This is a genomic window from Streptosporangium sp. NPDC000509, assembly GCF_042898365.1.
GTDB lineage: Bacteria > Actinomycetota > Actinomycetes > Streptosporangiales > Streptosporangiaceae > Streptosporangium.
The window spans coordinates 1-18150 of the sequence record NZ_JBIAYX010000028.1 but is presented as its reverse complement, the minus strand read 5'-3'; the positions used below and the strand labels follow the sequence as shown (position 1 = coordinate 18150).

The window sequence follows — 18150 nt, the reverse complement described above, 5'->3', positions numbered from 1 at the left end:
TCCCCCTTACCGCAGCTTCGGGTCGAGGGCGTCGCGGACCGCGTCGCCCAGCATGATGAAGGCGAGCACCGTCAGGCTCAGGAACAGCGCCGGGAAGAGCAGCGCCCACGGAGCCTCCAGGAAGCGCTCCCTCGCGTCGGAGATCATGAGTCCCCACGAGATGTCCGGCGAGCGCAGGCCCACGCCGAGGAAGGACAGACCTGCTTCGGCGGCGATGAAGTAGCCCAGGTTGATCGTGGCGACCACGATCACCGAGGCGATCGCGTTCGGCAGGATGTGCCGGAACATGATCCGCGACGCGGAGGCGCCGAGCGCCCTCGCCGCGAGCACGTAGTCCTGGCTCTTGGCGGTGATCACCGCCGCCCTCATGATCCGGTACGTCATCGGCCAGGTCAGCACGGCGAGCGCGAGCATGACGGTCCACACGTTGCCCGTGCGGAACACCGCCAGGATGAGCAGGGCGCCCAGGATCGACGGGATCGCGAAGAAGATCTCGGTGATCCGTGAGAGCAGGGTGTCCAGCGCGCCGCCGGTGAACCCGGCGAACAGGCCGAGCAGGCCGCCCACCAGCGCGGTGACGATCGTGGTGGCCAGGCCGACCACGATCGAGTTGCGGGCGCCGTAGACGGTGCGGGCGTAGATGTCGCAGCCCAGGTTGTCCGTGCCGAACCAGTGGGCCTCGCTCATGCCCAGCCGGGCGTCGCCAAGTTGGCAACTCCTGGCGTCGAACGGGTTCACCGAGGTGAACAGCGAGGGGAACGCCGCCATCACGACCAGGACGGCGATGAGGATGGACGCTCCGATGAAGAGCGGGCGGCGGCGCAGGTCGTACCAGGCGTCGCCCCACAGGCTCGCGGCCTTGGGCGCCTTCGCGCCTCTGGCGCCCCTGCGCGGTTTGCCGTGCTTGGGGCCCCCGGTCTTCCCTCCGGCCGGGACAAGGGTGTCACTCATAGCGGATCCTCGGGTCGAGCACGGCGTAGAGCAGGTCGACGACCAGGTTGGCCAGGATGTAGATCAGCACCAGGACCGTCACGATGCCGACGACCACGGGCTGCTCGCGCAGATATACGGAGCTGAACAGCTGCTGGCCGATCCCCGGCAGGTTGAAGATCGTCTCGGTGATCACCGCGCCGCCCATCAGCACGCCGAGATCGGCGCCCAGGTAGGTGACGAGCGGGATCAGCGCGTTGCGCAGCGCGTGCCGCCCGACGATCCGCTTCCGGGGCAGGCCCTTCGCGACCGCGGTGCGGATGTAGTCGGCGCGCAGGATCTCCACCAGGCTGTTCCTCGCGAGCCGGGTGAGGTAGGCGATCGACGTCCCCGCGAGCACGAAGCCGGGCAGCAGGTAGCTGCGCCAGCCCTCCGTCACGCCCGCGACGGGGAAGAGGTCGATCCCCGCCTGCTTGAGCTTCACCCCCAGCAGCAGCTGGAGCACGAAGCCGGTGACGAGGGTGGGGATGGAGATCAGCACCAGGGTGGAGGCGAGGATCATCGAGTCGCCGGCCCTGCCCTGGCGCAGCGCCGCGTACAGGCCGAGCCCCACGCCGATGACGGCCTCCATCACCAGGGCGGTCGCCGCCAGGTTGATGGTCACCTGGAACTTGCCGGCCATGATCTCGCCGACTCCGACACCGGCGAAGGTGGTGCCGAAGTCACCGCCGAACAGGCCGGTGATGTAGTACCAGTACTGCACCAGGAACGGATCGTTCAGGTGATACTGCTCGCGCAGGATGGCGACGATGTTGGGGTCTATGCGCTTCTCGCCGGCCAGCGCCGCGATGGGGTCGCCGGGCAGCGCGAAGACGATGGCGTAGATGAGCAGGGTGGCGCCCAGCAGCACCGGTATCGACTGGATCAGGCGCCTGAGGATGTAACGGCCCATTCGTGTCTCCCGTAGGTGCCCGGGACGATCTCGCTGACCGGCGGGTCGCGCGGTGCCGCGAGATCGTTCCGGGCGGCCGGTGGGGCCGGGCTCCCGCCCGGCCCCTCAGCCGTTCGTCAGCCGGTCTTCTCGACCTCGGCCCACTCGATCTGGTTGAGAAGGTTGATCTTGACGCCCTTGACATGCTGGGAGAACGCGGCGTTGGTCCGGTAGAAGTACACCGGAATGTAGGGAAGTTCCTTGATCAGGATGTCGTCGGCCTGCTGGTAGAACTTCAGGCCCTCCTCCTGCGTCGAGGCGGTGTCACCCTTGGACAGAAGCTCGTCGAACTCCTTGTTCGACCAGCCGGCGTAGTTGGAGCCAGTCTTGATCGCGACGGTGGAGAAGATCGGGGTCAGGTAGTTCTCCGCCGACGGGTAGTCGATCGCCCAGCCCATCCGGAACATGCCGCCGTAGGTCTTCTTGTCGAGCTCGTCGAGGATCGAGGCGAACTTCTCGAAGGGCTTCACCGTCACCTCGATGCCCAGGTTGGCGCGGAGGCTGTTCGCGACGGCCTCGATCCACTCCTTGTGCGGGCCGTCGGTGTTGTAGCCCAGCTCCAGCGTCTTGGGACCGTTGTTCTCCGCGTACTGCGCCTTGGCCTTGTCGGGGTCGTAGCCGCAGGCCGCGCAGGCGCCGGCGCGATAGCCGTCGAGGAGGGGGTTGATGAAGTCGTCGGCCGGGGCGCGCGTGCCGGAGAAGACCTTCTCCGCGATGGTCTTGCGGTCGATGGCCATGGAGATGGCCTCGCGGACCTTCACGTTCGCGTACGTCTTGTTGTACTGCATCGGGAAGCCGATGTAGCCGACGCCGGCGTCCGCCTCGTCCATGTAGCGCTCGCCGAGCTCGGACTTCGCCCTCGCGATCGCCGACGGGGGCAGCGAGTCGTGGATGTCGAGGTTGCCCGCGGCCAGGTCGTTGAACGCGGTCTCCGGGCTCGTGTAGAGCTTGAACTGGAGCTTGGCGAACTTCGGCTTCGTCCCGGCGAAGGCGTCGTACCGGGTGAGGTCGATCGTCTGGTCGGTGCCCTTGTTGTAGGGCTTGTCGATCTGGAAGTAGCCCTGGCCGATCGGCTTCCTGGCGTACTCCTCGGTGATCTTACCGTCGGGGCCGAAGGCCGCCTTGGGCAGCGGGTAGAACGCCGTGTAGCCCAGCATCGTCTTGAACTGCGAGAACGGCTTGCCGAGAGTGACGGTGAAGGTGTTCTCGTCGACGACCTTGAGGCCCTTCATCTCCTTGGTGGAGACGGTCTGGCCCTCGCCGGGGTTCAGGTCGGCCCAGCCGTCGACCCGGCTGAAGAAGCCGTTGGCGCCCTGGACGTTGTCCTGGTTGGCGGCGTAGTTCCACGCGTCGACGTAGTTCTGCGCGATCAGCTTCTCGCCGTTGTGCCAGGTGTAGCCCGGCTTGAGCTTGATCGTCCACACCGTGTTGTCCGGCGACTCGATCGACTCGGCGACCTCGTCCACGACCTGCTTGTTCTCGTCGTAGCCGACCAGCGGGGCGAAGATGGCGGCGAGGACCTCGGAACCTTCGGACTCGGTGGTGTCACCGGGATAGAAGAGCTTCTGCGGCTCACCGAGCTCCATCCGCACGGGCTGGTCGGCCCCTGCCGCCCCACCGTCCGGGGACGTCGAACCACCACACGCGGTCAGCGCGAGGGCGAGCAACGCGGCGCCGGCGGTGAACCGGGCACTCTTGGTAACACGCATTGCGGTAAATCCTCCCTTTGCAGGCTTGCGTCGACACTGAATTCCGTGACCCCGAGCACCGCGAAGGAGGATCTTGTGGTCCCTGCTTCCCGCTGCCGCTGTCCGGGTGCTGACGCCACACCGATCGCTCGCGACTATCCTCTACCGCTCCACACCGACTTATATCTGTGATGTTGCAGTTCGGTTACGCATTGACTGACTCACTGTCATATGTCTGTCAACTCAACGAGACCGAGACCTCGGATGTCCATGAAAACGACATCCAGGCACACGTAGGACGTGAACGGTCACGCCAAAATACCCTCGCGCCGACACTGATCGCATCCGTTGCCCTCCCATGACCCTGACCTGGGCCTGCGCTGACCCGACCGCGAAGGGCCTGGTGTCCCGCGGAAGAACCGCACAATTGCCCTGGAACCTGTTGCCCGGAGATCCCGTCCAATGTGTGCGGCGAACCCCCGCCGCAGGCACTTCATCCACTCGCATCCAATAGAGTCCTTGCCATGAGCCAGCCGGAATCCGCGATCGCGGACGCCCAGGCGGGCGGCCCGAGTAACGGCACCTCCGCCCAGGGGCAGGAGCCGCTGGCCAAGCTCGCCGCGCGCCACGGTCTTCGGCGTGCCATCGCACGCCCGAGTCTGCCCGTATACCTGCGCCAACTGTGGGAACGACGCCACTTCATCACGACGTACGCCACGTCGCGCAACGTCTCGAAGTACAGCAACTCGGCCCTGGGTCAGCTGTGGCAGGTCCTCACCCCGTTGCTGAACGCCGCCATCTACTTCCTGATGTTCGGCCTGATCCTCGGCGCGAGCAAGGGCATCGAGAACTACCCGGCCTTCCTCATCACCGGGATGTTCGTCTTCACCTACACCCAGCGCTCGGTGAGCAGCGGCGCCAAGGCGATCTCCGGCAACCTGTCGCTGATCCGGGCCCTGCACTTCCCGCGCGCCTCGCTCCCGCTCGCCTACACGATCCAGGAGTTCCAGCAGCTGCTCATCTCCATGGGCGTGCTGTTCGGGCTGGTGCTGATCACCGGCGAGGAGATCACCCTGCTGTGGCTGCTCATCCCGGTCGCCCTGGCCCTGCAGACCATGTTCAACGTCGGCGCGAGCCTGGTGCTCGCCAGGGTCGGCTCCACCGCCCGCGACCTGAACCAGCTGCTCCCCTTCATCATGCGCACCTGGCTCTACGCCTCCGGGGTCTTCTTCTCCATCGAGGACAAGGTCGTGGGCCCCAACGGCGCCGGCCTCCCCCAGTGGGTCGCCGACGTCATGTACTTCAACCCCGCCGCCGCGTACATCGAGCTCATGCGGGACCTGCTCATGCAGACCCACGACCCCCGTCCCTACATCTGGGCGGTCTGCGTATTCTGGGCGGTGTTCGCTCTGCTCGGCGGCTTCTGGTACTTCTGGCGAGCCGAGGAGAAGTACGGCCGTGGCTGAGTTGACCGAGGAGCTGTCCCGAGTGAAGGCCGAGGAGCCCGCCGTGCCGAGCACGGACGTCAGGGTGCATCCCAACCCGGAACCCGCCCCCGCCCCTGCCCCCGAGGGCGCCCCCACGGTCATCGTGGACGACCTGCACATCATCTACCGGGTGTACGGCGCGGCGAGCGACGTGGAGAAGGGCAACGCCGTCAACGCCCTCATGCGCCTCGTCAAGCGCCAGGGACGGCCGCAGATGAAGGAGGTGCACGCCGTGCGCGGCGTCTCCTTCGTGGCCCGCCACGGCGACGCCATCGGCATCGTCGGCCGTAACGGCTCCGGCAAGTCCACGTTGCTGCGCGCCATCGCCGGGCTCCTGCCCCCGCACTCCGGCGCCGTCTACACCGACGGCCAGCCCTCCCTGCTCGGCGTCAACGCCGCGCTGATGCGCGAGCTCACCGGCGAGCGCAACATCGTGCTCGGCTGCTACGCGATGGGCATGAACCCCAAGCAGGTCAAGGAGAAGTATGACGACATCGTCGACTTCTCCGGCATCGGGGAGTTCGTGCAGTTCCCCATGTCGACCTACTCCTCGGGCATGGGCGCCAGGCTCCGCTTCGCCATCGCCTCGGCGAAGTCCCACGACGTGCTGCTCATCGACGAGGCCCTCGCCACCGGTGACCGCGAGTTCCGGCGCAAGAGCCAGGACCGCATCAAGAAGATGCGCGACGAGGCCGGCACCGTCTTCCTCGTCGCCCACAACCTCGACGTGATCGAGGAGACCTGCAACCGGGTCCTCTGGCTGCACAAGGGCAAGATCAAGATGGACGGCGACCCGAAGACGGTCCTCGCCGCCTACAACAAGGTCTGATCACACCCGCGACAGGAGACCGATCACGCGGCTGATCGGACGAGTCCGAGCCACGAGCTCGACCGGCGGCCTTCGATGCCACCGGTCCGATCGGCGATCACGCGCCCTTCGACCGCGGTCTCCGATCAGGCGGTCTTCGATCACAGGGGCGTTGATCGCTACGCGGTCCGCGGGCAGGGCAGGATGAGAAGCGACCGACAAGACGCTTCCATCGGAGGTGAATCGTGTCCACGCGGCCACCGATTCCATATGACTTCCTGCCCCAGGTCCCCGCGCTGACCGTCGAGAGCGACGACGTCCGCGACGGCGAGCGCATGGCGGAGACCCACGTGTTCAACGACTGGGGCTCCACCGGCCAGAACGTCTCTCCTCACCTGCGCTGGTCCGGCGCTCCCGAGGGCACCCTCAGCTACGCCGTGACGTGCTTCGACCCCGACGCGCCCACCGGCAGCGGGTTCTGGCACTGGCTGCTGTTCGACATCCCGGCCGACGTGACCGAGCTGCCCGCCGGCGCGGGTGCCGGTGACGGCGGCGTGGGCGTGCACGGGCGCAACGACTACAGCCACAACGCCTACGGCGGCGCCGCACCGCCGCCCGGCGACCCGCACCGCTACATCTTCGCGGTGCACGCCCTCGACGTGGAGAAGCTCGGTGTCGGCGCCGACGCCCCGCCCGCCGTGGTCGGTTTCAACATCACCGCCCACACCCTGGCCCGCGGATACGTGACGCCCGAATACCAGAACTAGCGATACGGCGCGCTCCCGGGCGGGACACGAGGGGCAATGAACTGACAGCGTGTTCGGTGTTCCGGTATGATTCGAACGTTGTTTCGATCCAAGGAAGCCGTCATGGAGTGGGGGCGCGCGATGCGAGAGCTGTCCACCGCGATCGACCACCTGTCCGTCGAGGACCCATCAGAGATTCCGCGTCTCCAGCTGACCGAGCAGCTCATCGAGCTGCACTGGCAGATGGCCAGACTCCAGGCCGAGATCGCCCGTCGCACCTCCGTGCGAGGCCCGGGACGCTGAGGCGACGGGGAGCCGGGTCGGTGCCCACCGATCCGGCTCCCCGTCGTCTCATGGGCCTTCGTCTCATGGGCCTTCGACTCATGACCCTTCGCCGATGCCGACCAAGCCCCGCGAAGCCACCACGGAGCCCACCAGGAGGCAGGTGGACGGCGGTTCGCCGAGAGGAAGGCCCGCGGAGAGCGGGTCAGGCCGAGAGCCGCTGGGGGGTGGCGGTGGCGAGCTCGAAGGGGAAGCGGTCGGCGAAGGCCGGGCGCAGGTCGGTGAGCCACACCGCGTTCGGGTCGTACCTCGCGAAGAAGGGGCGCCCGACCAGCTCGGGATCGCGCGCCTGGATGAGGTGGAGCACGAAGACCTTCTGCCCGGCGACCTCGGCGACGCCGTCCAGGCAGACCTTGCCCGGCGTGGCGGACATCGACGGGCCCCGTACGGTGCGGCACAGCCCGGAAACGCTCGCGTAGGCGTCCCTGAAGATCTCGTAAGCCCTCGCGAGCGGCACCGCGAAGTAGTCCTGCGGTCCGGTGTCGCGCTCGACGAACATGTAGTACGGGACCATGCCCATGGTGAGCTGCCTGCGCCACATGGACGCCCAGGTCTCGGGAGTGTCGTTGATCGACCGGATCAGCGGCGCCTGCGTCCTGACGACCGCGCCGGTGGCGGTGATCCTCGCGACGGCAGCCTCGACGATCGGGAGTTCCAGCTCCCTGGGGTGCGAGAAGTGCGCCATGAAGGCGAGGTTCTTGCCCGCCTCGACCACGGAGGCGAACAGGCGGAGCGTGTCGTCGCTGTCGGGGTCGGAGACGAACCGCTGCGGCCAGTAGGCCAGTGACTTGGTCCCGATCCTGATGGATTCGAGCTGCTCGACGTCGAGTAACGGCTCCAGATAGCGGCGGAGCACCGGCTCACCCATGATCATGGGATCCCCGCCGGTGAACAGCACGCTGGTCACCTCGGGGTGGTCCTTGAGATAGCGGAGGAGGGCGTCGACGTCGTCGGAGGCGAACTTCAGGTCGGGCTCCCCGATGAACTGGGCCCACCGGAAGCAGTAGGTGCAGTAGGCGTGGCACGTCTGCCCCTGCTTGGGGAAGAAGAGCACCGTCTCAGGGTATTTGTGCTGCATGCCGGGCACCGCCTCCCCGGCGACGCGCGGGACGTTGAGGTCGAGCTGTCCGGCGGGGTGCGGGTTGAGCCCCGCCCTCACCCTGTTCGCGGCCGCCTGGATCTCCGCGTTCCCCGCCCCGGCCTCCAGGAGACCCGCCAGCGTGGTGACATCCGCCTCGGGCAGCATGTCCTCCTGGGGGAAGACCAGCCGATAGATGGGATCCTCGGGGATGGCGGACCAGTCGATGAGCTGATCCACCACGTAGGCGTTGGTCCGGAAGGGCAGCACCGTGGCCACCGCTCTGATCCGGAGCCGCTCGGCGTCGCCCAGACCGCCTCTGCGCAGCAGGTCGTCGAGATGTTTCACGGTGTAGGCACGGAACCCACGCTTGGCACCTTCGTTCAAGATCACCAGTCCTTTGCCGAGATTTTTGTCGCTGTCGCTGTAAACCCTGCCAGCCTTTCGCGCGTCATGGGCACGTTACATACACGACGTAAACCGACCTACGGTCGGTTCCATATCTCGGCAATTTCTTCTGTCCACGATGGATATCGCGATATATCTTGAATAGCCGTACACTCGCAGTCATGACGTCCTACGACCCCGTTCTGCGCGCCTCGGACGCCGACCGCGACCATGCGGCCGCGGTGCTGAGCGAGGCATTCGCCGCCGGCCGCCTGACCAGCGTCGAACACGCCGACCGCCTGGAAGCCACCTACGCCGCCGTCACGATGGACGACCTCGCCCCCCTCACCCGCGACCTGCCCGACGCCGCCGCTCCCACCCGCGTGGCCACCGTCGAGCGGCAGGAGGTCGCCGCCGTCTTCAGCAAGGTCGTGCGCGGCGGACGCTGGATCGCCGGGCGGCACACCGCGCTGAGCGCCACCTTCGGCGCGCTGATCGTCGACCTGTCCGAGGCGGTTCTCCCCGGCAGGGAGATCACCCTTGAGGTCAACTCCTACTGCGGCAAGCTGATCGTCAGGGTCCCCCGCAACGCCCACGTCATCGACGAGGTCGACGCCCTGTTCGCCAAACGCGCCGTCTCCGGTGGCACGGGCGACGGAGACGGACCGGTCATCAGGGTCGTCGGCCGGGCCGCCTTCGGCAAGATCATCGTCTCGCGGGAGAGAAGCGACTGGAATCTCCCCGGCACTCCCTGATCGACCCGACGGACCGATCAGGTCCTGGGCCCGCCTACGATGCGGACAAACCATCCCGCACGAGGTGACCGCTTGCCTGAGACCCCTGCTCCCGGCGTCATGCCCATCGCCCTGGACGCGATGGGCGGCGACAACGCCCCTGACGAGATCGTGGCGGGAGCCGTGCGGGCGGTACGAGAGCACGGGATCTCCATCGTGCTCGTCGGCGCTCCCCGCCCTCTCGCCGAGGCGCTCTCCCAGCACGACGCGACCACCGAGATCCCGATCGTCCGGGCCGAGGAGGCCCTCGCCATGGACGAGGGCGCCCTCGCCAGCCTGCGCCGCCCGCGCTCCAGCATCGCCGTCGCCTGCCACCTCGTACGGCGAGGCGACGCCTGCGCCGTGGTCTCCGCGGGCTCCACCGCCGGGATCGTGGCGACGGGAAAGCTCCGGCTACGCGGCCAGCCGGGGGTGCTCAGACCCGCCATCGCCGTCGCCCTGCCGACCAGGCCCACCCCGACCGTCCTGCTGGACGCCGGGGCGAACGCCGAGGTCAAGCCGGAGATGCTGGTGCAGTTCGCCCACCTCGGCGCCGCCTACGCGGAAACCGCCCTGGGCATCGAGAGCCCCAGGGTCGGCCTGCTCACCATCGGCAGCGAGCCGGAGAAGGGCAACAAGCTCGTCAAGCGAGCCCACGAACTGCTGTCGGCGGCCCCCGGCCTCGACTTCGCGGGCAACATCGAGGGGCACGACCTGCTCACCGGCACCGTGAACGTCATCGTCACCGACGGCTTCACCGGCAACGTGGCGCTCAAGACCATGGAGGGCAGCGTCCGCTACGCCTTCTCGGAGCTCCGCGAGACGATCAACGAGAGCCGGACGGCCAGGGTGGGCGGCCTGTTGCAGAGGAGGCGCATCAGGGAGCTCTACCGGCGGCTCGACCCCGAGGTCCACGGCGGGGCCGTGCTTCTCGGTTTGAACGGCACCGTGGTCATCGCGCACGGCGCCTCGCAGGCGAAGGGAGTGAGCGCGGCCTGCGTGCTCGCGGCCACGCTGGCCCAGGAGGGCGTGGTCAACCGCATCGGTGAGCGCCTCGCCTCGGCCCCCCGCCCGCACCGCCTGTGGGGACACCCACGCGTGATTCCGTCTCCGGTGACCCCCACCCACGGCACCGTCTCCGGTGACCCCCAGACATGACACCACCTCCGGTGACACCCGCGCACGAGCCGCCTACCTGGGGTGATATTTCCGATACATCTGCACACACCTTCCACCGAATTTTCCGGCCCCGCGTACCCTGAGTCCCAGTCGATCGGGCGGGGGGGACTGCGTGGAGCAGGTGGCGGAGCGGGGACTGACCTCGGCCGAGGTCGCCGAGCGGGTGGCCGCGGGGCAGGTCAACGACGTCAGGCGCCGGTCGAGCAGGTCCGTCTCGGCGATCCTCAGATCCAATGTCCTCACCCTTTTCAACGGGGTGATCGGGGCACTCTGGGTGCTGATCATGATCTTCGGAGAGTGGCAGGACGGCCTCTTCGGACTGGTGATCGTGGCCAACGCGGGCATCGGCATCATCCAGGAGCTCCGCGCCAAACGCACCCTCGACCGGCTCGCCATCGTCAACGAGTCCCCGGTCAAGGTCCGCAGGGACGGCGTCGACACCGACATCCCGCCCCAGCGGGTCGTACTCGGCGACCTCGTCCTGCTCCGCCCCGGCGACCAGGTGCTCGTCGACGGCGAGGTGGTGGACGCCGACGGGCTGGAGGTCGACGAGTCACTGCTGACCGGCGAGGCCGACCCGGTGCACAAGCGTCCCGGTGACCCCGGTGACCCCGATGCCCCCGGCGACGAGGTCCTCTCCGGCAGTTTCGTGGTCGCCGGGAGAGGCGCCTACGTCGCGACCAGAGTCGGCCGCGACGCCTACGCGGCCAGACTCGCCGAGGAGGCCAGCGCGTTCAGCCTCTCCCACTCGGAGCTGCGCGAAGGCGTGACGCGATTCATCAAGTACGTCACCTGGCTCGTCATCCCGATCGGCGCCCTGCTCACCTGGAGTCAGGTCAGCAGGCAGACGAGTGTCGGCGAGGCCGTCACCGGCACGGTCGCGGGTATCGTCACCATGATCCCCGAGGGTCTGGTCCTGATGACCAGTATCGCCTTCGCCGTCGGCGTGATCCGGCTGGGCAGGCGCCGCTGCCTGGTCCAGGAACTGCCCGCGATCGAGATCCTGGCCCGGGTCGACACGCTCTGCCTCGACAAGACCGGCACCCTCACCTCGGGCGGGATGGAACTCGACGAGATCCGCCCGCTCCGCGACGACCTGCCCGTGCACGAGGCACTCGCCGCGCTGGCCAACATCGATCCTCACCCCAACCCCACCGCCCTCGCCGTCCAGGCCCGATACCCCGACTCCCCCGGCTGGACCGTTCTCACCAAGGTCCCCTTCTCCTCGGCCCGCAAGTGGAGCGGAGCCGAGTTCGACGGCCACGGCGGCTGGGTCCTGGGCGCTCCCGACGTCCTCCTGCCGCCCGGCAGCCCGGCGTACGAGGAGGCGGGGGCGCTCGCCGCCACCGGCCTGCGGGTGCTCGCCCTGTGCCGGGTCGCCTCGCTGCGCGACCCCGACGACCTCGGCGCCGTCGAGGCCGCGGCCGTCGTCGTGCTCAAGCAGCGGATCCGCCCCGACGCGGCCGAGACCCTCGCCTACTTCGCCGAACAGCGCGTCACCCTCAAGGTCATCTCCGGCGACAACCCCGAGTCGGTGTCGGCGATCGTCACCTCTCTGGGCATTCCCGGTGGGGAGCGCGCGGTGGACGCCCGCACCCTGCCGGACGACGACCCCGAGAAGCTCGCCGAGATCATGGAGACCCACACCGTCTTCGGCAGGGTCAGCCCGCACCAGAAGCGGCTGTTCGTCGGCGCGCTCCAGTCGCGCGGGCACACGGTCGCGATGACCGGCGACGGCGTGAACGACGTGCTCGCGCTCAAGGACGCCGACCTCGGCGTGGCGATGGGCTCCGGCAGCGGCGCCACCCGGGCGGTCGCCCAGATCGTGCTGATGGACGACGGCTTCGCCGGTCTCCCCTCCGTGGTGGGCGAGGGCCGCCGGGTACTGGCCAACATCGAGCGGGTCTCCGGGCTCTTCCTGACCAAGACCTTCTACGCGATCGTGCTCTCCCTGCTCACCGGGGTCATCGGGCTCGCGTTCCCGTTCGCTCCCCGGCACTCCACGCTCATCAACGCGCTGACGATCGGCATCCCCGCCTTCTTCCTCGCGCTCGCACCGAGCAACGAGCGCGCCAGAAGCGGCTTCGTACCCCGTGTCCTGCGCCTGGCGGTCCCCGCCGGGATCGTCTGCGCCACCGCCGTCTACCTGTCGTACTGGATCGCCCAGAGCGGGTCCTCCACCCTGGAGGAGAGCCGCACCTCGGCGGTGATCACGCTGTTCGTGGCCGCCTGGTGGGTGCTGGCCCTGGTCGCCCGCCCGTACGTGTGGTGGCGGGTCGCGCTCGTCGCCTCCATGGCCGGAATGTTCGCCCTCGCCCTCGCCATCCCGTTCGTCCGCGAGTTCTTCGCGCTCACCGTCGCGAGCCCCGCCGCCGGTCTCACCGCAGCCGGACTCGGCGTCGCCGCCGGGGCCGTGCTGACGGGCGTCTTCATGATCACGCGATCCCGTCGAAGCGCGCCGATCCAGGGTGATATCCAATCTGTTCAGGACCGGCCAGCCGATACCCTTGGGACATGACCGACCCGCAGCTCGCACTGACCGAGCGCGTCCAGCAGGCACTGGCCGCCGCCTTCGGTGCGGAATACTCCGAAGCAGACCCGCTGATCCGCCCCTCGCAGTTCGCCGACTACCAGGCGAACGTGGCGATGAGCCTGAGCAAGCGACTGCGAAGGGCCCCGCGGGAGGTCGCCCAGGAGATCGCCGAGCACCTCACCGGCCGGGCGGGAGACGCCCAGGACGACCCGTTCCCCGGCAGCGTCGAGGTGAGCGGCCCCGGCTTCCTCAACCTCACCCTCTCCGACGAATGGATCGCGGCGCGGGCCTCGGAGATCCTCGCCGACCCTCGCGTCGGCGTGGGTCTGTCCGGCTCTCCGCAGACCATCGTGATCGACTACTCCGCGCCCAACGCGGCCAAGGAGATGCACGTCGGCCACCTGCGCACGACGATCGTGGGTGACGCGCTCGCCCGGGTCCACGAGCACCTGGGCAACAAGGTCATCCGGCAGAACCACCTCGGCGACTGGGGCACGCCGTTCGGCATGCTCATCGAGCACCTCCTCGACATCGGCGAGGAGGCCGCCGTCGCCCAGCTGGAGGCCGGAGAGGGCAACGCCTACTACCAGGCGGCCCGCCTGAAGTTCGACACCGACCCCGAGTTCAACGCGCGCGCCCGCGCGCGGGTCGTCACCCTGCAGGCCGAGGAGCCCGAGACGATGCGCCTGTGGCGCATCTTCATGGACGCCACGCTCCGTTACTTCAACAAGGTCTACGTCCAGCTCGGGGTGACGCTGACCGACGACGACATCGCCGGCGAGAGCATGTACAAGCACGTGCTCGCCCAGGTCTGCGACGAGTTGCAGGAGCGCGGCGTCGCCGTCCTCAGCGACGGCGCGCTCTGTGTCTTCCCGCCCGGTTACACCGGCCGCGAGGGCCAGCCGCTGCCCCTGATGATCCGCAAGAGCGACGGCGGGTACGGCTACGGCACCACCGACATGGCCACGATCCGCTACCGGGTCCAGGACCTCAAGGCCGACCGCATCCTCTACGTGATCGGCGCGACCCAGTCGCTGCACATGTCGCTGGTGTTCGACTCGGCCAGGATGGCGGGCTGGCTGCCCGACCACGTCAGGGCCGAGCACATCCAGATCGGCAGCGTGCTGGGCTCCGACGGCAAGATGTTCAAGACCAGGAGCGGCAAGTCCATCAAGCTCATGGAGCTGCTCGACGAGGCCGAGACCAGGGCCGCCGAGGTGCTCAGGGACAGCGACTACACCGACGCCGAGCGCACGAGGATCGCGCACGACGTCGGCATGGGCGCGGTCAAGTACGCCGACCTGTCGGTCAGCCACGACAGCGAGTACGTCTTCGACTTCGACCGGATGCTCGCCCTCACCGGCAACACCGGCCCCTACCTGCAGTACGCCCAGGCCCGCATCCGCTCGATCTTCCGCAAGGGTGGGGTGGACCCTGCCGAGACGACCGGCCCCATCGTGCTCGGCCACCCTGCCGAGCGCGCCCTGGCGCTGCAACTCCTCGGGTTCGGTTCGGTCGTCGAGGAGATGGCGGAGAACTCGGCACCGCACAAGATGGCCTCCTACCTCTTCGACACCGCGAGCGCCTTCACCACGTTCTTCGAGAACTGCCCGGTGCTGAAGGACGACGTCGAGCCCGCCGTCCGCACCTCACGGCTCGCCCTGTGCGCGCTGACCCTGAAGGTCTTGGAGACCGGCCTGAGCCTTCTTGGCGTCCCGGTGCCCGAGCGCATGTAACCTGTCCACCAGATGATCGTCTTTATTGAGAAAGTGAAGGCGATCATCTGGCAAAGTCATGTTCGGCGCGCCTCCCTGCGGGGATGTCCGAAGCGCAATACGCTGGCGCGGTCATCGGTCACAACTTCGAGGAGCTCTCTGCCTTGAGCACGGACCTGACCGCGAACCTGGGCACGGACACCGCGAACCCCGGCAGCGACCTCACCGCGGACCTGAGCACGGACACCGCGCCCCTCGGCACCGGGTTGAGAACGGGTTCAAGCATCGACTCGCTCCTCACCGATCTGGCCACCGGCATCGTGCCCATCGGGATGCCGGTGGACTTCGACGCCGCCTCCGATCACTGGCTCACCCCGGCCGTCGAAGCGCTCGTGCTGATCACGCGTGGCGAGGAGTCGCTCGAACCCCTCGCCCGCGCCGCGCAACGCGACGAGCAGCGGACCGCCCTTTTCCTCTGCCTCGCGCTCGCCGTAGCCGGCCAGGGCGACCGCATCCACGCCTCATGGCTCGGCACCGCCTTCGGGGAACTCTCCCTGGAGCGCCCGGTGACCCACGGCCAGCGGGCGCTCTGGCTCGCCGCCGCCCGGGGGGCGTACGGCCCGGCGGGCAAGATCTTCGTGCTCCGCAAGCTCGACGCGATGACCGCCTCCCCCGTTTCCGAGCCCGACCGGTGGCTGCGCGCGCTCATCCCCGACGAGCCCTCCGCGGCCGTGTCACCGGCTCTGGCCGATTTCGAGGAGCTCGCCAGGCTTCCCGAGCTGGCCGACCCCGTACACGCCGCCGCCCGGCTCACCCACCTGCTCGACCGCTGCACCGAGATCACCTCGGCCCGCGAAAGCAGGGGAGGCGATGGCGGCGTCGTCGCCGAGAAGACGAGTTCCGTGAGCGGTCCCACGAGCGGCTCCGCGGCCCGGCCTGATGGTGACACCGCCGACGAGGCATCCGGCCGGGCGGGGGGAGCGAACCGTGACCTGGGTGATCTCGTGTTCATCACCGCCGCGCAGACGGACCGTTCGGGCGAGGCGGCCGTCGTGTGGAGCCAGGACGAGCCGCTGACCGTGCTCCGCCGGCTGGCCGGTGCGGGCGGCCCCGAACGGCCGATGAAATCGCTCACCGACCATCTGCTCGGCGACCTGCGCCCCGGCTCCCACCCCTATCTGGCCGCGATCGCGCTGCACGTGGCCGCGCCCATCGTGCGGGCGGCGGGTGAGAGCCTCGCCGAGGCCACCCGCGCCGAGGCCCCCGAGTCGGTCACCATACCGATCCTCGGCCACCGTGTGACGCTCAGGCCCGAGGGCCCGGATCCCGAGTCGCTGGGTGCCGCCGAGGAGCGGATCACCACCGAGGGCGCTCCGACCCGCGGCCGCCCCTGGGCCGCCTACGCGCTGCTCGCCCTCGCCCCGGTGATCCTGGTGGTCGCGCTCGTCCTCCCCGTCCTCCCTCTCGCGCCGCTCGCACTCCTGCCGGCCGCCGGAGGCGCCTACAGGCTGTGGCGTAGGCGGCAGCGTGAGCGAGCCGACGCGGAATACGTCGTCACGCGGCTCTCCGAGCTCAGAGAACTCGCCCAGGGCGCGGTGTGGGCACTGCATGAGTACGCCCACGAGTCGGAGGGCCGGATCAAGACGGCGACCTCGGACCTGGCCGAACTCATCCGCCTGCTCCGCAGGGGACCCCGAGCGGGCTGACCGCCCGCGATATGCGGGCGGCAGCCTCGATGTCAGCCGTTGGTGATCTCCACCTCGGCGGGAGCCAGCAGGAAGACCTTCTCCGCGATCCGCTCGATGCGCCCCTCGCAGCCGTATGCCAGCCCGGCGACGAAGTCGACCATGCGGGTGGCCTCGGCGGTGCTCATCCCGCTCACGTCCATGATGACGGTCTGACCTTCGCGGAAGTGCTGCCCGATGACCGGTGCGTCGTTGTACTTCATCGGTGTCAGCATCACGATCCGCGAGGGCTCGTTCATCGCACGCCAGCGTTTGGCCGCGCGCTCCGAGGCAGACTGCCAGTCTTCCTCTTCGCCCTCGATCTCGTCCCCGTAGTCGTAGGACTCGTCATAGTGCTCGGCCCCGCTCAGGCCAAGGTAGCTCGCCACCTTGCGCACTGCCCCCATCGGCTCGTCCTTTCGCCAGGACCACGCCGTGTCCGGCCTGTCCCTACACCTTGGACGGTAACCGACGACATGAAGTTCGCCACGCGACACGCCCAGTGCTTATTTCCATTTTGTACGACTACCGCACTGGTCTGATCTCCGACTTTGCCCGATCTCCTGGCCCAACTTCAACCGATATCTCCAGCGCCGCTAGCATCGCGTCATGCTCATCTACACGGTCGATTCGTTTACCGATGAATTTTTCAAGGGTAACCCCGCGGGGGTCTGCATACTCAGCGATCCGGTTCCTGACGCCTGGATGCAGTCCGTAGCGGCGGAGATGAGACACTCCGAGACAGCCTTCCTGCTTGGAGCCGAGGACGGCGGACCGTACCGGCTCCGGTGGTTCACGCCGGTGACCGAGGTCGCCCTGTGTGGGCATGCGACCCTGGCCGTGGCGCATGTGCTGTATTCCACGGGAACGGTCCCAGAAACCCTCGAATTCTCAACGAAGAGCGGAATCCTGTCCGTGACCAGGGATAAATCCGGTTTAATCCACATGGATTTCCCGGCAAAGGTACTCCAAGCGACACCTCCTCCAGAGGGACTGATCGATGCGCTGGGACTTAAACCTGTTTGGACAGGAAAAAATGTTTGGGATTACCTCGTCGAGGTCGAGTCCGAGGAGGCCGTGCTCGCCACCGCCCCTGACTTCCGGGCCCTGGAGGCCGTCGACGCGCGTGGAGTCATCGTGACGGCTCGGGCCTCGCGTCCGGGCGCCGACTACGTGTCCCGGTTCTTCGCTCCCAGGGCCGGGGTTCCCGAGGACCCGGTGACGGGGTCCGCCCACTGCGCCCTCGCGCCGTACTGGTCGGCCAAGCTCGGTTCCGACAGTCTGGTGGGGGCCCAGTTGTCAGAGCGTGGAGGTGTGGTCCGCACGACCGTACGAGGAGACCGGGTCGAACTCGCGGGAAACGCGGTGACCGTTCTTTCCGGCGAACTCCACGTCTAGGGACGTGCATCGAAGGTTTCGCCGCGCCCAGGCCGGCCCGGTGACCATCCCCCCGTGAGCGCCGTGGGAACGTTGGGAACATGACGTCCGTGAAGCGAAAACGGCTTCTCCATGGTTCACGGAGGCCCGGGAGCTCCCCCGGAGCCCTTGCCTCTGCCGGCCTGGAACGTGGAGGCTCGGGAGCCCCGGCCTTCGACGTCTGGAGGTTCGGAACACCGCTTGAGCGCCGCTGGACCGCCCTCGGGACCCCGCTGGGCATCGCTTGAAAAAGGCCCCGGAAAGCACGAAAGGGCCCCCACCAAACGGCGGGAGCCCTCTCATGAAAGATTGTCCGGCGGTGACCTACTCTCCCACACCGTCCCCGGTGCAGT

Annotated in this window: 15 protein-coding genes; 10 read left to right on the top strand and 5 right to left on the bottom strand. The window is 68.2% G+C overall.

Features of this window, described 5'->3' with window-relative positions:
- Window positions 1-6: 6 nt before the first annotated feature.
- The 3 genes from ACFY3D_RS36265 to ACFY3D_RS36255 form a co-directional block, all read right to left on the bottom strand.
- Window positions 7-951, bottom strand: coding sequence for an ABC transporter permease (locus ACFY3D_RS36265; RefSeq protein ID WP_350950272.1), 945 nt, complete (start codon window positions 949-951; stop codon window positions 7-9).
- Window positions 944-1882: an ABC transporter permease gene (locus ACFY3D_RS36260; protein ID WP_350950271.1), complete on the bottom strand. Its 939-nt coding sequence runs from the start codon at window positions 1880-1882 to the stop codon at window positions 944-946. The genes ACFY3D_RS36265 and ACFY3D_RS36260 overlap by 8 nt, the downstream gene beginning before the upstream one ends.
- Window positions 1883-1998: 116 nt before the next feature.
- Window positions 1999-3630, bottom strand: coding sequence for an ABC transporter substrate-binding protein (locus ACFY3D_RS36255; RefSeq protein ID WP_389988479.1), 1632 nt, complete (start codon window positions 3628-3630; stop codon window positions 1999-2001).
- Between the two features lie 503 nt (window positions 3631-4133).
- Between ACFY3D_RS36255 and ACFY3D_RS36250 the strand changes: the two genes are divergently transcribed.
- The 4 genes from ACFY3D_RS36250 (at window position 4134) to ACFY3D_RS36235 (ending at window position 6953) form a co-directional block, all read left to right on the top strand.
- A complete protein-coding gene (locus ACFY3D_RS36250; protein ID WP_389988476.1) occupies window positions 4134-5075 on the top strand; it encodes an ABC transporter permease in 942 nt (313 codons plus the stop codon).
- The gene (locus tag ACFY3D_RS36245) at window positions 5068-5925 is read left to right on the top strand and encodes an ABC transporter ATP-binding protein (protein ID WP_389988473.1); all 858 of its coding nucleotides are present in this window, start codon (window positions 5068-5070) and stop codon (window positions 5923-5925) included. The genes ACFY3D_RS36250 and ACFY3D_RS36245 overlap by 8 nt, the downstream gene beginning before the upstream one ends.
- A gap of 224 nt (window positions 5926-6149) precedes the next feature.
- A complete protein-coding gene (locus ACFY3D_RS36240) occupies window positions 6150-6671 on the top strand; it encodes a YbhB/YbcL family Raf kinase inhibitor-like protein (protein WP_350950267.1) in 522 nt (173 codons plus the stop codon).
- A 102-nt stretch (window positions 6672-6773) separates the two neighbouring features.
- A complete protein-coding gene (locus ACFY3D_RS36235; protein ID WP_329086969.1) occupies window positions 6774-6953 on the top strand; it encodes a hypothetical protein in 180 nt (59 codons plus the stop codon).
- Between the two features lie 184 nt (window positions 6954-7137).
- On the opposite strand, the gene ACFY3D_RS36230 is transcribed toward ACFY3D_RS36235, so the two are convergent.
- A complete protein-coding gene (locus ACFY3D_RS36230) occupies window positions 7138-8463 on the bottom strand; it encodes a KamA family radical SAM protein (RefSeq protein WP_389988470.1) in 1326 nt (441 codons plus the stop codon).
- 176 nt (window positions 8464-8639) lie between these two features.
- Between ACFY3D_RS36230 and ACFY3D_RS36225 the strand changes: the two genes are divergently transcribed.
- The 5 genes from ACFY3D_RS36225 to ACFY3D_RS36205 all read left to right on the top strand — a co-directional run bounded on the left by ACFY3D_RS36225 (window position 8640) and on the right by ACFY3D_RS36205 (window position 16363).
- On the top strand, window positions 8640-9212 hold the full coding sequence (locus ACFY3D_RS36225) for a DUF1707 domain-containing protein (protein WP_350950265.1): 573 nt from the start codon (window positions 8640-8642) through the stop codon (window positions 9210-9212).
- Window positions 9213-9311: 99 nt separating this feature from the next.
- The gene (gene plsX, locus ACFY3D_RS36220; protein ID WP_389988674.1) at window positions 9312-10388 is read left to right on the top strand and encodes a phosphate acyltransferase PlsX; all 1077 of its coding nucleotides are present in this window, start codon (window positions 9312-9314) and stop codon (window positions 10386-10388) included.
- A 133-nt stretch (window positions 10389-10521) separates the two neighbouring features.
- Entirely contained in the window at window positions 10522-12927 is a 2406-nt protein-coding gene (locus ACFY3D_RS36215; RefSeq protein ID WP_389988466.1) for an HAD-IC family P-type ATPase, read from the top strand.
- Entirely contained in the window at window positions 12924-14678 is a 1755-nt protein-coding gene (gene argS / locus ACFY3D_RS36210; protein ID WP_389988463.1) for an arginine--tRNA ligase, read from the top strand. Before ACFY3D_RS36215 ends, argS begins: the two co-directional genes overlap by 4 nt.
- Before the next feature lie 143 nt (window positions 14679-14821).
- Window positions 14822-16363 (top strand): hypothetical protein, encoded by a 1542-nt coding sequence (locus ACFY3D_RS36205; protein WP_389988460.1) that lies wholly within the window; start codon window positions 14822-14824, stop codon window positions 16361-16363.
- Window positions 16364-16395: 32 nt separating this feature from the next.
- Here ACFY3D_RS36205 and ACFY3D_RS36200 read toward each other — a convergent pair whose 3' ends face one another.
- Window positions 16396-16788 (bottom strand): cell division protein SepF, encoded by a 393-nt coding sequence (locus tag ACFY3D_RS36200; RefSeq protein WP_350950261.1) that lies wholly within the window; start codon window positions 16786-16788, stop codon window positions 16396-16398.
- 202 nt (window positions 16789-16990) lie between these two features.
- Here ACFY3D_RS36200 and ACFY3D_RS36195 point away from each other — a divergent pair, with 202 nt between their 5' ends.
- Window positions 16991-17779: a PhzF family phenazine biosynthesis protein gene (locus ACFY3D_RS36195; protein WP_389988457.1), complete on the top strand. Its 789-nt coding sequence runs from the start codon at window positions 16991-16993 to the stop codon at window positions 17777-17779.
- Window positions 17780-18150: the final 371 nt, after the last annotated feature.